Here is a 14,023-nt window from a genome sequence, read left to right on the forward strand (position 1 = left end):
GTTTAACCTCTGTCTGAGTTTCGACGATTTCCGTTTCCACGACCACGGCGTTTTGGCGCACGAGGCTTCTCTTCATTGACGGGATTATAAACACTGTTCATACCGTCAAGGATTTCGCCACGGAAAATCCAAACTTTTACACCGATAGTGCCGTAAGTTGTCTCTGCACGTACTGACGAATAGTCAATATCAGCGCGGAGGGTGTGCAATGGTACACGACCTTCACGGTACCACTCACTACGAGCAATCTCAGCACCGCCAAGACGGCCAGACAACTCAACTTTGATACCCTTGGCACCAGAACGCATGCTGTTTTGTACGGCGCGCTTCATCGCACGACGGAACATAACACGACGCTCAAGCTGGCTTGCGATACCGTCTGCTACCAAACGTGCATCAAGATCAGGCGACGTGATTTCTTCAATGTTGACCTGAGCAGGTACGCCCATAATTTTGGTCAATTCTTTTTGAAGTCTTTCAATATCTTCGCCTTTCTTACCGATAACAATACCAGGACGCGCAGTGGCGATGGTAATCTTAGCAGCACCAGTAGGACGCTCAATCATGATATTACTAATCATAGCATTATCTAGCTTCTTGCGAAGATACTCACGAACTTGGATGTCGTTGATGAGGTATTCTGAGTATTGTTTAGGGTTAGCATACCAATTTGCATTATGCTTTTTTACAACACCAAGACGAATTCCGATTGGATGTACTTTCTGACCCATAACTTATTCTCCTACCTTTATAGTGATGTGACAAGTACGCTTACTGATACGATCAGCGCGACCTTTAGCACGTGGTAGGATACGTTTTAGCGTAATGCCTTCATCAACGTAGATAGTAGCGACTTTTAGGTCGTCAATATCTAGGCCGTGATTATGCTCGGCATTGGCGATGGCTGAGTTAAGGCATTTCTTAACAAATACAGCGCCTTTTTTATTACTATACGTTAGGATATCCAAAGCACGCTCGATAGATTTGCCACGAACTTCATCAGCAACGAGTCTAACTTTTTGTGCCGAAATGGCGGCACCGCGTAATTTTGCAGTTACTTCCATGGTAAGCACCTTATCTCTTAGCTTTTTTGTCAATGCCGTGACCACGATACGTACGAGTCGGGGCAAATTCACCTAGTTTATGACCAACCATCTGTTCGCTTACGATGACCGGTACATGAGTACGACCATTGTGAACAGATAAGGTTAGGCCAACCATTTGTGGCAGAATCATCGAGCGGCGCGACCAAGTCTTAATTGGTTTGCGTGAGTTGGTGTCTAGTGCATTCTCAACTTTGGCAAACAAATGCGCGTCTATGAATGGACCTTTTTTCAATGAACGAGGCATGAAATTCTTCCTTTATTTCTTCTTGGCGCGACGGCGACGGATGATCATACTGTCAGTACGCTTATTGTGACGCGTTTTAAGTCCTTTAGACTTCTGACCCCAAGGGCTAGTTGGATGGCGACCTTTGTTACGACCTTCACCACCACCGTGTGGGTGATCAACCGGGTTCATAGCAACACCACGAACTGAAGGACGAACACCGCGCCAACGTGATGCACCGGCTTTACCAAGTGATTTCAAGTTGTTTTCAGTGTTAGATACTTCACCAATAACCGCACGACAATTCACGTGTACACGGCGAGTTTCGCCTGAACGCATACGAAGAATAGCGTAGATACCGTCACGACCCAATAACTGAACGCTTGCGCCCGCAGAACGAGCCATCTGTGCACCTTTACCGATTTTAAGTTCGATATTATGAATCACAGTACCCAGTGGGATGTTTTTCAGCGGTAAACAGTTACCTGGACGGATTGGCGATGTTTCGCCTGACATTACAGTATCACCAACTGCTTGTTTTTTAGCAGCAATGATATAACGACGTTCGCCATCAGCGTACTTAAGCAGAGCAATATGCGCGGTACGGTTAGGATCGTATTCAATACGCTCAACCACAGCTGGGATATTGTCTTTAGTACGTTTAAAATCGATGATACGATAATGTTGCTTATGACCACCACCAATATGGCGAGTAGTTATGCGACCATTATTGTTACGACCACCTGACTTACTTTTTGATTCGAGAAGCGCTGCATAAGGACGACCTTTGTAAAGGTGTGGATGCACCACTTTTTCAACAAAACGACGGCCTGGTGATGTTGGCTTTGCTTTTACGATAGGCATGAGTGTAATCCTTATTCGTTGTTCGCTGTTTCACTAGTAGAAGCAGTCGTATTCGCGACTTCTTCACCAGCATCAGCCATTTGTACATCTTGACCAGCTTTTAAGGTAACATAGGCTTTTTTATAGTCGTTACGACGGCCGATGCTTTTACCAAAACGCTTTGTCTTACCTTTAACATTCAAAGTGTTCACCTTAGTGACTTCAACACCTTCAAACATCAACTCAACTGCTTTTTTGACTTCAAGCTTAGTAGCATTAGAATCAATTTTAAATACCTGCACACCAAGTGAGTCGCCAAGCATTTGAGATTTCTCTGAGAATACAGGTCCTCTTAAGACCTGATAAAGTCTTGCGTTATTCATGCTAGTGCTTCCTCAAATTGTTTCGCAGCTTCAACTGACATGATCACTTTATCAAATGCGATCAAACTCACTGGATCCACTTCGTTTGTACCAAGTACATTGACGTGTGGAATGTTGCGAGCGGCTAAGTATAAGTTTTCGTCAACTTCTTTGGTGACGATTAGTGCACGAGGTGCATTAAGCTCATTTAACTTTGCAATCAGCTCTTTAGTCTTAGGTCCAGAAACGCTCAACTCTTCGACCAAAATCAAACGCTCTTGGCGAATCAATTCGGCTAGGATGCACTGCATCGCACCGCGATACATTTTACGGTTTACTTTCTGTGACCAATCTTGTGGTTTTGCAGCGAATGCACGACCACCAGAACGCCAGATAGGGCTACGAATAGAGCCTGCACGAGCGCGACCAGTACCTTTTTGGCGCCATGGCTTGATGCCACCGCCAGAAACTTCGGCACGGGTTTTTTGCGCACGTGTACCTTGACGAGCACCAGCAAGATATGCGGTGACGACCTGATGCACTAATGCTTCGTTGAATTCACGACCAAAAGCCGTATCAGAAAGCTCAACCGCCGCACCTGTAACTGTTTTTAAATCCACGTTAATCCCCTTGCTTAGGCTTTGACTGACGGACGTACGATGACATCGCCACCGGTGGCGCCTGGGATAGCACCCTTAATGACAAGTAACCCTTTCTCGGCATCAACCGAAATTACTTCTAGGCCTTGAACGGTAACGCGTTTGTTACCCATCTGACCCGCCATCTTTTTGCCTTTGAATACTTTACCTGGTGACTGGTTTTGACCAGTTGAACCATGTGCACGATGAGATACTGAGTTACCATGAGTCGCATCTTGCATGCTGAAGTTGTGACGTTTGATAGGACCTTGAAAGCCTTTACCTTTGCTCTGTCCTGTCACATCAACCATCTGACCTTGTTCAAACAAGTCAGCTAGAATCTCGCCACCAATCTCACGACCTTCAAGATCGCTTTCGTTGGCACGAAATTCCCAAACACCACGGCCAGCTTTAACACCAGCTTTAGCGAAGTGACCTTTCTGTGCGGCTGTTACGCGGCTGTCACGACGGGTGCCTGTGGTAATTTGGATAGCTTGATAGCCATCTACATCAGTATTTTTTACTTGAGTAATGCGGTTTGCATCGACCTCAACCACTGTTACAGGGATAGATGCGCCTGTTTCAGTGAAGATACGAGTCATGCCGCATTTTTTACCGACTAAACCGATCGCCATTTTAGACCTCTTTATATCTTATATTAATGGGTTGGGTGAGTAATGTGCATTAACCCAAAGCAATTTGAACGTCAACACCCGCCGCTAAATCTAATTTCATTAGCGCATCCACAGTTTTGTCAGTAGGCTGAACGATATCAACCATACGCTTATGAGTACGAATTTCGTACTGGTCACGAGCGTCTTTGTTAACGTGTGGTGAGGTTAGAACGTTGAAGCGCTCAATGCGAGTCGGCAACGGTACAGGACCACAAACTTGCGCACCGGTGCGCTTTGCAGTATCAACAATCTCTTGTGCAGATTGATCAATTAGACGATGATCAAAAGACTTAAGACGGATACGGATTCTCTGGTTAGCCATGCCAGCAAGCTCCTAATATGTGCCTTTGTCATCCTTGCTTCGCAAGATTATGATCAAAAGCAGTTTGGTTAAATATTCACTTAAAGCGGCCTTCTGTTCTTAACCAGAATGAGTTCTTTATCCGAACTTATAGCGTGCCAAAAGCAAAATAGTTTAAAGCCCCGCCGACCCTCCTATAATGGATGTCAGCAAAGGCATAATGAAATAGTGCTAGAAACGATGCTCTAGCTGTCATAGCGCCAGCTTTTTTATTCGCGGCGCATATATAATTCAGTGGTGTGTATTATACAGAGTATTTTTATCATTGCAAGGGCAATATATGCAGTGATTTCAGTTATTAACGGCTATATAGCCCCCTATTTGTTCATAATCACTTTTTTAAAAGCGCTTTAGTGAACGCGCTAAATCAGTCTAAAACAATGTCATATTGTTCTTGGGTATAGAGGTTTTCGACATCAAAGGTGATGACTCTACCCAATAGATACTCTAGGTCTGCCACAGTATCCGACTCTGATGTCAGTAGTAAATCAATCACCGCTGCATGGGCAACGACTGTAAACTTTTTAGGAGAGTTATAAGTACGAGCGCAGCGCATAATTTCACGGAATATCTCAAAACAAACGGTTTCCGCTGTCTTTACAAAACCACGACCTTGACAAGTTGAGCATGGCTCACAAAGCTGTTGTCCTAATGATTCACGAGTGCGTTTACGCGTCATCTCTACGAGGCCAAGCTCACTCACTTGCGTGATTTTGGTTTTTGCGTAGTCTTGTGCAAGCTGCGACTGCAAACTTTCAAGCACATCGTCTTTATGCTGCTGTTCAAGCATATCGATAAAGTCTAGGATAATAATGCCGCCCAGATTACGCAGACGCAATTGCCGAGCGATGGCGTGAGTGGCTTCTAGATTGGTCTTGTAAACCGTGTCTTCTAATGAGCGTCCACCAACAAAAGAGCCAGTATTGACATCGATGGTGGTCATTGCTTCCGTCTGATCAATAATCAGATAACCGCCTGACTTGAGATCCACGCGGCGTTTTAGCGCATCGCGTAAGTCATCTTCGACTCGGTTCACATCAAACAAGGATTGTTCAGCGGTATAGTGCACGATACGATCATAGACAAAGGGAACAAACTCTTTGGCAAAATATCTGATCTGCTCATAGACCTGTGTGTTATCAATGATGACTTTTTCGGTATCAGCATGTACTAAGTCACGAATGGAGCGTAGTGGTAGCGACAACTCTTGGTAAATAAGCTCTGAGCTTTGATGATGATTGATCTCTTGACGACGGGCACAAATAGTGCGCCACAGTTGCAATAGATAATAGATGTCTTCTTCTAGCTTATCGACAGGCACGCGTTCAGCGGCCGTACGCGCAATGAGACCACCTTTTAGATTGACCGTTTGCATCAAGTCAGTCAGCTCAGTCTTTAGACGTGTGCGCTCGTCTTCCCCATCAATGCGCTGCGATATACCAATATGATCGCTCGATGGTAGATAAACCAAGTAGCGCGATGGTAACGATATATTGGTAGTCAGACGAGCGCCTTTACTGCCCAATTGATCTTTGGTCACTTGTACCAAAATGCGCTGGCTTTCGTGCAAGCGATGTTGAATGAGTGTTTTAGACGCGGGTACGACCTCAGTACTTTGAGTACTGACCACGGGTGGCATAAAGTCTAGATTATCAGCAGAGGTTGTTTGCGTTGTCTGTTCTCTATCAACGTCTCTAGCAATACCATTATCAGTATCTGGCTTTTCTTTATTACCACTGTTGCCAGCTTTTGGTTTGTTTTCTGCCGCTGGTCGCGGCTCACGTTGCATGTCATTGACATGGAGAAAGGCTGTCCGCGACTGTCCGATATCAACGAATGCCGCTTGCATACCGGGTAAGACACGCACGACGGTACCCAGATAAATATTACCAACCAGTCCCAGTTTGTTGTGACGTTCGATATAAATCTCGCCCAAGATGCCATTGTCTAATACGGCAACACGGGATTCCATGGGACTGATATTAATCAGCAGCTCTTCGGACATAGTATTATTCTCTTATTTCTTAGCGGCTTTGTTAGGTTGTCATTGCCTATTCGCTTTATAGTGTAGCAAATGCAGCTTACGCTTGCTCATTAGCCTAACGTATTATTGTGTGGCGTCAGTTATGTGCAATCAGCTCGTCATCGTTGTGCAATCAATAGGTTTTACGCTCAGCTACCGCATCTCTTTGATTAAGGCCAATGTCTGTGCCAATGGTAAACCCACAACATTGGTATAGCTGCCATTAATGCGACTGACCCATGCGGCACCTAAGCCTTGAATACCATAACCACCCGCCTTATCGGCAGGTTCGCCACTATCCCAGTAATCGCTCATCATATCCGTCGTTAGGGGGATAAAATTCACTTCTGTACGCTCAGTGATTTGTCGCTGATGAATCATTTGAAAACATCGTTCTTGATCTGGCACGTCATAAGATTCGTCTGACAATGATGAGGATACTGGTAATAAAGCTATTTTGGACACTTGTACCGCTGTCCATACTTCATGAGTATTGTCGGACATTTGCTGCCACATACGATAAGCGTGCTCGCGATCCGTTGGCTTTACCAGCACCGTTTTACCATCTGGCAATACGCCGATCGTATCAGCGGTGATAACAATGAGTTGTTCAGCCAGTGGTGCAGCGCTACTCTCTTTGCTCGTTTGATGTGTTTCATTGAGCTGATGCACTGCCGCTTGCGCTTTGGTCGCAACCATACGTTCGATATAGTCTTTTGGCAGCTCGTTATCATATTGCGTCTCATCGATATCTACGCTTAAGAGACTAAAATCCAATTGCACTCTTGACAATAGCTCACGGCGACGCGGCGAACCAGAAGCTAAAATAATATCCATCGCTATTCTCTTAATAGATAAATTGAATGGGTGTTAATACAGACTTGTATCAATTGAAAAAGCGAGATCTATGCTTAACGCACAAATTTGCGTAAGGCCAATAGCACCAGTGGCCAACTTATAATACTCATCAATAAAGAAAAGGCAGATTGGGCGACAAAGACATTTTGGATGGCCAGCTGTAGTATCCATAAAGTCAATTGAAAAACAATGAGTCCTAGGCTCGCCAGTAACCACGCACTGAGAGTATTCAATTGTCTGATGTAGATGCTACTGATCTTAAGGACAAGAGCAACCACTACAGCGGCAAAAGCCTGTTGTCCCAGATGAGTATCCATTAATAGATCGGCGATGAGCCCAATGGCAAACGCCGTAAAAATACCGACATAACGGGGTTGAAACAACAACCAAAAGATCAGCACCATAATCAGCACCATAGGGCGCAAGGTTGCCATACTGGGGTTGAGCGGATAGATATTGAGCGATGAGGCAATAACAAAGCTCAATATAATGGTAGCAATCAGAAGTACCGTTGCATTCTCAGAATCAGGATACGACATGATGAACTTACCTTAGGGGTATTAGCGGCGGCTATTAAAGCGTGGTTGATTGTTAATAAGATAAATACGATGATTAAAAAGTCATCGGTGCGCAGCCTATAGGCGTCGATTACTGCTTACTCAGCGTTCATTGCGAGCGATATTGTTTTGGTCCACCAGCTTGTCTTGCAGGATCAATACATAAGCATTATCGGTAAAGTTCGCCGTTGGTGTCACCTCAATACTTCTAAAGTTATCAGCCTCTATGTCTTCGACATGAGCGATACGGCCGACGCGATATCCAGCTGGAATACGACCACCCAACCCTGAAGAAACCAATTCATCGCCCACGCGCACGTCAGAGGTTTTAAAGACATAATCAAGGCTTAGTGACGTTGGTATACCTTTGCCTGTCACAATGGCACGTTGACCCGTGCGTTTGACCGTGACAGCAACCGATTGCTGCTCATCGGTAATCAGGAGCAAACGGCTGGTATTGGGATAGACGTTGATAATCTGTCCCAATATACCGTTTTCATCGATGACCGTCTGCCCGACTTGGACGCCATCTTGAACGCCCTTATTGAGCACCACAATTTGTCTGAGTAAATTGGCATCTGTCCCAATAACTTGCGCCAAATTAAGATCAAACTGCTCAGGCTTGGTGGTCGATAAAATACCTTGTAAGCGAGCATTTTGTGCCAAGATATAATCTTGCTGTTGCAGCTTGGCTTGTGCATGAATCAGTTGTGACTTAAGCTGCATGTTTTCGCGGCGCAGTGCTTCTTTGGATTGTAAGCTGCCACTTGTCCAATGTTTAGCATAGCTTGGCAACAGCGACAGCTCATAAATAGGCTGCATAGCGGCGTGGCTAGTATCGCGTACAGGGCTGAACCATGCTGAGTTTTTGCTGTCAAACCACATCAGTATCAAGGCTGCGATCAATACAATGACAGTCTTACGAAGTGCTAGCGGCTGGCGCGCAAAGATACTTGGGGTCATAAGTCGTCTAACTCAGAAATTATAAGATAATCAGTTACCATTACTGGATTCTAGCACTTGCTAATGTAATTAAAGGCAGCGCAATTGGCTACCTTTATTTTTATACCTGTTTGATTCGCTATTTTATGCCAATATGTTATGTCAATGGCAATCAAGCATCATACATAGAAGGATAGTAGCGCCATGCTACATTAAAACGCGCTAGACAAAAATCATATTCAAGCTTTTATTATTAATGAAATCAAGGGCAATACCACCACCGCGACTAACACAAGTCAATGGATCTTCGGCAACGGTAACAGGCAGACCCGTTTCTCTTGAAATCAGCTTATCTAAATCCCGTAATAATGCGCCGCCGCCCGTCAACACAATACCGCGCTCAGCGATATCTGATGACAACTCTGGCGGTGTTTGCTCAAGGGCCGCTTTGACCGCGCTAATGATACCGCTCAATGGATCGCTCAGTGCTTTTTGTACTTCTTCTGAATTGACCGTGAAGGTTTTTGGCACCCCTTCTGCCATGCTGCGGCCACGAACTTCTACTTCTAATTGGCTGTCTTCGTTCAATGCCGAACCGACTTCTTTTTTGATGCGCTCAGCGGTTGTTTCACCAATGACGCAGCCATGGGTACGGCGTACGTGAGTGATAATGGCTTCATCAAACATATCGCCACCGATACGAATAGACTCTGCATAGACACAACCAGATAGAGCAATCACCGCAATCTCAGTGGTACCGCCGCCGATATCCACGACCATAGAACCACTGGCTTCATGAACTGGCATACCAGCGCCTATTGCCGCCGCCATTGGCTCTTCTAGCAACAATACTTTACTCGCCCCTGCTGATGATACGGCCTCACGAATCGCTTTACGCTCGACCAGAGTAGACTTACATGGCACACAAACCACCACATTTGGCTGTGCCATAAAACGCTTGGCTTTTACCTTAGTGATAAAATGCTTAAGCATCTTTTGCGTTACTTCAAAGTCAGCAATCACCCCGTCTTTTAGAGGGCGAATCGCAGTAATATTGGCAGGCGTACGACCCAGCATTTGCTTTGCGTCGATACCAACAGCAGCAACGGTTGGGTTTTGAGTACGATTACTTCGTAATGCAACCACCGTAGGCTCGTCAAGTACGACGCCTTTATTAGGAATAAAAATGAGGGTGTTCGCAGTACCGAGGTCGATAGCGATATTATTTGATAAAAATCCAAACAGGTTCATGGCTAATATATCCAGCGTCTTACGAATGAGGCGAATGAGATTGACTGAGGGGTAACTTGTCAGTGTTGAGCAAATCGTTGATAGACATTACTTGGCGCGACAATTGAGCATCGCAGCAAGTCAAACCTAAGCAATAATGATGAAATGATAAAACTGAGCTAAATTATACCGATTTGGCTCAAAAAAAACACAGATATTTGCATCAGTAAGTCAGGATTTTGGTCTTAAACGCTAAAAGTTGTTACAAAGTTTAAAATAGCGGTGGTAGCCACTCGGTTCAATGAAACACCATTTAATTCAATAACTAACAAAGTTCTACAGGCAGACGATCGTTTTGCTTTATAGCAGGTGCATACTGTAACGTATTTCAGAACAGAATGGGTAAGCAATTGAGGGGCAATGATAAATTATCCGCTTAATTTTGCAAATTCTTATATTTTATCTAAAGTGTCTTGGTTGATATTGTGCATCAATCAAGCGTCATGCTCTGTAAACTTGGAGCAGATGCTTTATAATAACCCAACTTTATAAAAACCCTTTTTTAGCAACGAAGTTTTGACCCTGATATTTTGACCCTGACCCATTTTGATATCCATTTTCAGTATTTATTATTTTGGTATGCATGATTGCCATGTCTACTTATTACGCACACTTAACCAAAACTGTCCTTAAATGGAGAAACCATGTCTCAACAAACCATGTCACAGCAACCATCAACGTCTGACAGCGCCGTCAGCCGTGAAGAGATCCTAGAAATTGCTAACCTTGCCCGTTTGGGTGTCGATGAGAGTACGGCCAACAGTTATGCTGACGAGATTACCAAAGTCTTAAAGCTGATGGTAACGCTTGGTAATGTTGATACCACTGATGTCAAGCCATTAGCGAACATTCATGAAACTTGTCAAGAATTGCGTGCCGATATCGCCAAACACGATATCAACCGCGAGCGCAATCAATCGGTCGCGCCTGCGGTCGAAGACGGCTTGTACTTGGTACCACAAGTGATTGAATAGACGGTTGTCTCTGTTTTTTGACTTTATCTTATTTTATTTATGCTACTAACACTTTGACGGACGACACCTTATGTCTGAGCTTCATCTATTAAGTACCGAGCAGCTGATTACTGGCTTACAGAACAAACAATTTAGCAGTCTTGAGCTGACTGACCACTATATTAAGCGTATCGACGCGCTAGACGGCAAGATCAATAGCTTTATCACTCACACGTCTGAAACTGCTCGCGCCCAAGCAAAAGCGGCGGATGAGATGCGTTTACAAGGCGATAAGCGTCCATTACTCGGCGTACCAATGGCGCACAAAGACATCTTTTGCACCCAAGGCGTGCTCACCACTTGTGGCTCTAAAATGCTGCATAACTTTGTCTCGCCTTATGATGCCACTATCGTCTCTAATATCGACAAAGCCGGTATGATTAGCTTGGGTAAGCTCAATATGGATGAGTTTGCCATGGGCTCAGACAATAGCAGCTCTTATTATGGTACGGTGCAAAACCCGTGGAACCTAGAGCGTGTTCCGGGTGGCTCATCAGGTGGTAGCGCCGCCGCCGTTGCCGCAGGCTTCGTTCCTGTCGCCACAGGTAGTGATACAGGTGGATCTATTCGTCAGCCTGCCTCATTTTGTGGCTTGACCGGTATCAAACCCACTTATGGCCGCGTGTCACGTTTTGGGATGATTGCCTACGCCTCAAGTCTTGACCAAGCAGGTAGTCTGGGACGCAGTGCCAAAGACTGCGCGTACCTCTTGCAGCCAATGATCGGTCATGATGTGCGCGACGGCACCTCTATCAAACATGACATGCCTAATTACGTACAAGACATCAACGATGCAGAAGCAGCGGCGGGCGATAAGCCATTTGCTGGCCTACGTATCGGTGTGGCAAAAGAGTATTTCGGTAATGGATTAGACGCGGAAGTTGAGCAAACCGTACGTGCCGCGCTTAAAAAATACGAAGAACTGGGCGCGACCATTGTCGAGGTGCATATCACTGATCCTGAGATCACGCTTGCCACTTACTACATGCTAGCACCTGCAGAAGCGTCATCGAACCTGTCACGTTTCGATGGCGTACGCTTTGGTTATCGCTGTGAACACCCAAAAGATTTAATCGATCTTTATACACGTTCACGCTCTGAGGGCTTCGGTCCAGAAGTACAACGCCGTATTTTGACCGGAACGTATGCGCTCTCTGCTGGTTACTTTGACGCTTACTATACTAAAGCACAAAAGGTGCGTCGCTTAATTGTCAAAGACTTTGAAGAGGCGTTTGCCAACTGTGACGTCATCGCCAGTCCAACGGCACCAACCGCCGCTTATAAGCTTGCCGAAGAGCTTGATCCGGCAACCATGTACTTGGGTGACGTATATACTATCGCTGTGAATTTGGCGGGCTTACCAGCGCTCAGTCATCCTGCTGGCTTAACTTCTGAAGGCTTGCCTGTGGGCTTACAACTGATTGGCAAACATTGGCAAGAAAGTAAGCTGCTGTCTACTGCGCACTTGTTCCAGCAACACACAGATCACCATTTACAACAATCGCTCATCGCGAAGGAGACGGTATAATGAACACAGCAACTACTACTGATAACAATACCGTTCGTAAAGAGGCCGTTCGTAAAGAGCTATTCGTCGATGGCTATGAAGTGGTCATCGGTATTGAGATTCACTGCCAGCTCAATACGGAAAGTAAGATATTCTCAACCGCGCCGACAGATTTTGGTCATGAGCCAAACAGTCAAGCCAGCCTTGTAGACCTAGGTTTGCCTGGTGTGCTGCCCGTATTAAATAGCGGCGTGGTCGACCGCGCCCTAAAATTCGGTATCGGTGTCAATGCTGAGCTGGGTTTATACAACACATTTGACCGCAAAAACTACTTTTATCCTGACCTGCCCAAAGGCTATCAAATCACGCAAATGGCAAATCCTATCGTTGGTAAAGGTTATATCGATGTGGTGGTCAACGAAGGCGAAAAGAACGAATATCCAAAACGCATGGGTATCACTCGCGCCCATTTAGAAGAAGATGCGGGCAAATCTGTACATGATGCCATCGACGGTATGACTGGTGTCGACTTGAACCGTGCTGGCACACCATTGATCGAAATTGTCTCTGAGCCAGATATGCGCTCGGCCCATGAAGCCCTTGCTTATATCAAAGCCATTCACCAGTTGGTTACGTGGCTCGGTATTTCAGACGCTATCATGGCAGAAGGCTCATTCCGCTGTGACTGTAACGTCTCGGTGCGCAAACCTGGTGACGAGCTTGGTACACGTACCGAGCTTAAAAACTTGAACTCGTTCCGCTTCATCGAACGCGCCATCAACCGCGAAATCGAGCGTCAAATTGACATCATTGAAGACGGCGGTAAAGTTGTTCAAGCAACGATGCTCTATGATCCAGAGCGTGACGAAACGCGCACCATGCGTACCAAAGAAGACGCCAACGACTATCGCTACTTCCCGGATCCTGACTTACTGCCTGTCAACATTGAGCAGCATACCGTGGATGAGATCAAAGCCGCCATGCCTGAGCTACCAGTTGCTCGTCGCGCCCGTTTTGAAGACGCGCTTGGTCTATCAGAATATGACGCTCGTATCTTGACTGGGAGTCGACAGTTGGCCGATTACTTCGAAGACGTCGTTGTAGAAGTAGGACAACAAGATGCCAAAATGGCGGCCAACTGGGTCATGGGTGATCTATTAGGTGCACTGAATAAAGACGATAAAGACATCATCGACTCCCCTATCAGTGCCAAGCAATTGGCAGGTATGCTAGGACGCATCAAAGACGATACCTTGTCTGGCAAATTGGCCAAAAAAGTCTTTAGCGCATTGTATGAGCGCGAAGGTGGCGATGCGGATGACGCAGCTGATAAAATCATCGAAGAAAAAGGCCTCAAGCAAGAAACCGACACGGGCGCGATTAAAGCCATCGTGGAAGACGTGATTGCTAAAAACCAAGCGATGGTCGATGAGTATCGCGGCGGTAAGGAAAAAGCCTTTAACGGTCTGGTTGGACAGGTGATGAAAGCCAGTCGCGGTAGTGCCAACCCGCAGCAAGTCAACCAAATCCTAAAAGAGCTATTGGGTTAAGATTACTTGCCAATCCGTGATAATGCTGGCTATGATAAGCAAAATGACATCGTAGATTTTGGCTAATATAAATAGC

General features: G+C 45.6%; 16 protein-coding genes. 3 read left to right on the top strand and 13 right to left on the bottom strand.

Translation table 11 applies throughout. The features are described 5' to 3' along the window. Positions 1 to 2: 2 nt before the first annotated feature. The 13 genes from rpsC to AAJP47_RS12435 all read right to left on the bottom strand — a co-directional run bounded on the left by rpsC (position 3) and on the right by AAJP47_RS12435 (position 9,847). Positions 3 to 731, bottom strand: a complete 729-nt coding sequence (gene rpsC / locus AAJP47_RS12375) for a 30S ribosomal protein S3 (protein ID WP_062843939.1) — start codon at positions 729 to 731, stop codon at positions 3 to 5. A gap of 3 nt (positions 732 to 734) precedes the next feature. Next, positions 735 to 1,064 carry a 50S ribosomal protein L22 gene (gene rplV / locus AAJP47_RS12380; protein ID WP_021813373.1) on the bottom strand — a complete coding sequence of 110 codons (330 nt, stop codon included), beginning with the start codon at positions 1,062 to 1,064 and terminating at the stop codon, positions 735 to 737. Between the two features lie 10 nt (positions 1,065 to 1,074). Further along, complete coding sequence (gene rpsS / locus AAJP47_RS12385) at positions 1,075 to 1,350, bottom strand: 30S ribosomal protein S19 (RefSeq protein ID WP_010196682.1); 276 nt, start codon at positions 1,348 to 1,350, stop codon at positions 1,075 to 1,077. Positions 1,351 to 1,362: 12 nt separating this feature from the next. Next, complete coding sequence (rplB, locus tag AAJP47_RS12390; protein ID WP_193006038.1) at positions 1,363 to 2,193, bottom strand: 50S ribosomal protein L2; 831 nt, start codon at positions 2,191 to 2,193, stop codon at positions 1,363 to 1,365. An 11-nt stretch (positions 2,194 to 2,204) separates the two neighbouring features. Then, positions 2,205 to 2,555 (bottom strand): 50S ribosomal protein L23, encoded by a 351-nt coding sequence (rplW, locus tag AAJP47_RS12395; RefSeq protein ID WP_040641832.1) that lies wholly within the window; start codon positions 2,553 to 2,555, stop codon positions 2,205 to 2,207. After that, complete coding sequence (gene rplD, locus AAJP47_RS12400) at positions 2,552 to 3,154, bottom strand: 50S ribosomal protein L4 (protein WP_193006042.1); 603 nt, start codon at positions 3,152 to 3,154, stop codon at positions 2,552 to 2,554. The genes rplW and rplD overlap by 4 nt, the downstream gene beginning before the upstream one ends. A gap of 14 nt (positions 3,155 to 3,168) precedes the next feature. Further along, positions 3,169 to 3,807 (bottom strand): 50S ribosomal protein L3, encoded by a 639-nt coding sequence (gene rplC, locus AAJP47_RS12405; protein ID WP_346718210.1) that lies wholly within the window; start codon positions 3,805 to 3,807, stop codon positions 3,169 to 3,171. Between the two features lie 49 nt (positions 3,808 to 3,856). Next, positions 3,857 to 4,168, bottom strand: a complete 312-nt coding sequence (gene rpsJ / locus AAJP47_RS12410; RefSeq protein ID WP_010196670.1) for a 30S ribosomal protein S10 — start codon at positions 4,166 to 4,168, stop codon at positions 3,857 to 3,859. A gap of 406 nt (positions 4,169 to 4,574) precedes the next feature. Beyond that, the gene (locus AAJP47_RS12415) at positions 4,575 to 6,212 is read right to left on the bottom strand and encodes an Rne/Rng family ribonuclease (RefSeq protein WP_346718211.1); all 1,638 of its coding nucleotides are present in this window, start codon (positions 6,210 to 6,212) and stop codon (positions 4,575 to 4,577) included. Positions 6,213 to 6,383: 171 nt separating this feature from the next. After that, positions 6,384 to 7,067, bottom strand: coding sequence for a Maf family protein (locus AAJP47_RS12420; RefSeq protein WP_346718212.1), 684 nt, complete (start codon positions 7,065 to 7,067; stop codon positions 6,384 to 6,386). A 74-nt stretch (positions 7,068 to 7,141) separates the two neighbouring features. Further along, on the bottom strand, positions 7,142 to 7,627 hold the full coding sequence (mreD, locus tag AAJP47_RS12425; protein WP_346718213.1) for a rod shape-determining protein MreD: 486 nt from the start codon (positions 7,625 to 7,627) through the stop codon (positions 7,142 to 7,144). Positions 7,628 to 7,747: 120 nt separating this feature from the next. Then, entirely contained in the window at positions 7,748 to 8,608 is an 861-nt protein-coding gene (gene mreC, locus AAJP47_RS12430; RefSeq protein ID WP_346718214.1) for a rod shape-determining protein MreC, read from the bottom strand. 201 nt (positions 8,609 to 8,809) lie between these two features. Next, the gene (locus AAJP47_RS12435; protein WP_497198730.1) at positions 8,810 to 9,847 is read right to left on the bottom strand and encodes a rod shape-determining protein; all 1,038 of its coding nucleotides are present in this window, start codon (positions 9,845 to 9,847) and stop codon (positions 8,810 to 8,812) included. Positions 9,848 to 10,536: 689 nt separating this feature from the next. Between AAJP47_RS12435 and gatC the strand changes: the two genes are divergently transcribed. From gatC to gatB, 3 genes are all read left to right on the top strand, one after another. Further along, positions 10,537 to 10,851: an Asp-tRNA(Asn)/Glu-tRNA(Gln) amidotransferase subunit GatC gene (gene gatC, locus AAJP47_RS12440; protein ID WP_346718308.1), complete on the top strand. Its 315-nt coding sequence runs from the start codon at positions 10,537 to 10,539 to the stop codon at positions 10,849 to 10,851. A gap of 70 nt (positions 10,852 to 10,921) precedes the next feature. Beyond that, complete coding sequence (gene gatA / locus AAJP47_RS12445; RefSeq protein WP_346718216.1) at positions 10,922 to 12,418, top strand: Asp-tRNA(Asn)/Glu-tRNA(Gln) amidotransferase subunit GatA; 1,497 nt, start codon at positions 10,922 to 10,924, stop codon at positions 12,416 to 12,418. Further along, positions 12,418 to 13,947, top strand: coding sequence for an Asp-tRNA(Asn)/Glu-tRNA(Gln) amidotransferase subunit GatB (gene gatB, locus AAJP47_RS12450; RefSeq protein WP_346718217.1), 1,530 nt, complete (start codon positions 12,418 to 12,420; stop codon positions 13,945 to 13,947). Before gatA ends, gatB begins: the two co-directional genes overlap by 1 nt. The last annotated feature ends 76 nt before the right edge of the window (positions 13,948 to 14,023 follow it).

The organism is Psychrobacter halotolerans (genome assembly GCF_039680845.1).
Lineage (GTDB): Bacteria > Pseudomonadota > Gammaproteobacteria > Pseudomonadales > Moraxellaceae > Psychrobacter.

Coding starts and splice junctions, on each gene's coding strand:
- rpsC (WP_062843939.1), bottom strand. CDS start 731: ATGGGTCAGAAAGTACATCCAATCGGAATTCGTCTTGGTGTTGTAAAA.
- rplV (WP_021813373.1), bottom strand. CDS start 1,064: ATGGAAGTAACTGCAAAATTACGCGGTGCCGCCATTTCGGCACAAAAA.
- rpsS (WP_010196682.1), bottom strand. CDS start 1,350: ATGCCTCGTTCATTGAAAAAAGGTCCATTCATAGACGCGCATTTGTTT.
- rplB (WP_193006038.1), bottom strand. CDS start 2,193: ATGCCTATCGTAAAAGCAAAGCCAACATCACCAGGCCGTCGTTTTGTT.
- rplW (WP_040641832.1), bottom strand. CDS start 2,555: ATGAATAACGCAAGACTTTATCAGGTCTTAAGAGGACCTGTATTCTCA.
- rplC (WP_346718210.1), bottom strand. CDS start 3,807: ATGGCGATCGGTTTAGTCGGTAAAAAATGCGGCATGACTCGTATCTTC.
- rpsJ (WP_010196670.1), bottom strand. CDS start 4,168: ATGGCTAACCAGAGAATCCGTATCCGTCTTAAGTCTTTTGATCATCGT.
- AAJP47_RS12415 (WP_346718211.1), bottom strand. CDS start 6,212: ATGTCCGAAGAGCTGCTGATTAATATCAGTCCCATGGAATCCCGTGTT.
- AAJP47_RS12420 (WP_346718212.1), bottom strand. CDS start 7,067: ATGGATATTATTTTAGCTTCTGGTTCGCCGCGTCGCCGTGAGCTATTG.
- mreD (WP_346718213.1), bottom strand. CDS start 7,627: ATGTCGTATCCTGATTCTGAGAATGCAACGGTACTTCTGATTGCTACC.
- mreC (WP_346718214.1), bottom strand. CDS start 8,608: ATGACCCCAAGTATCTTTGCGCGCCAGCCGCTAGCACTTCGTAAGACT.
- gatC (WP_346718308.1), top strand. CDS start 10,537: ATGTCACAGCAACCATCAACGTCTGACAGCGCCGTCAGCCGTGAAGAG.
- gatA (WP_346718216.1), top strand. CDS start 10,922: ATGTCTGAGCTTCATCTATTAAGTACCGAGCAGCTGATTACTGGCTTA.
- gatB (WP_346718217.1), top strand. CDS start 12,418: ATGAACACAGCAACTACTACTGATAACAATACCGTTCGTAAAGAGGCC.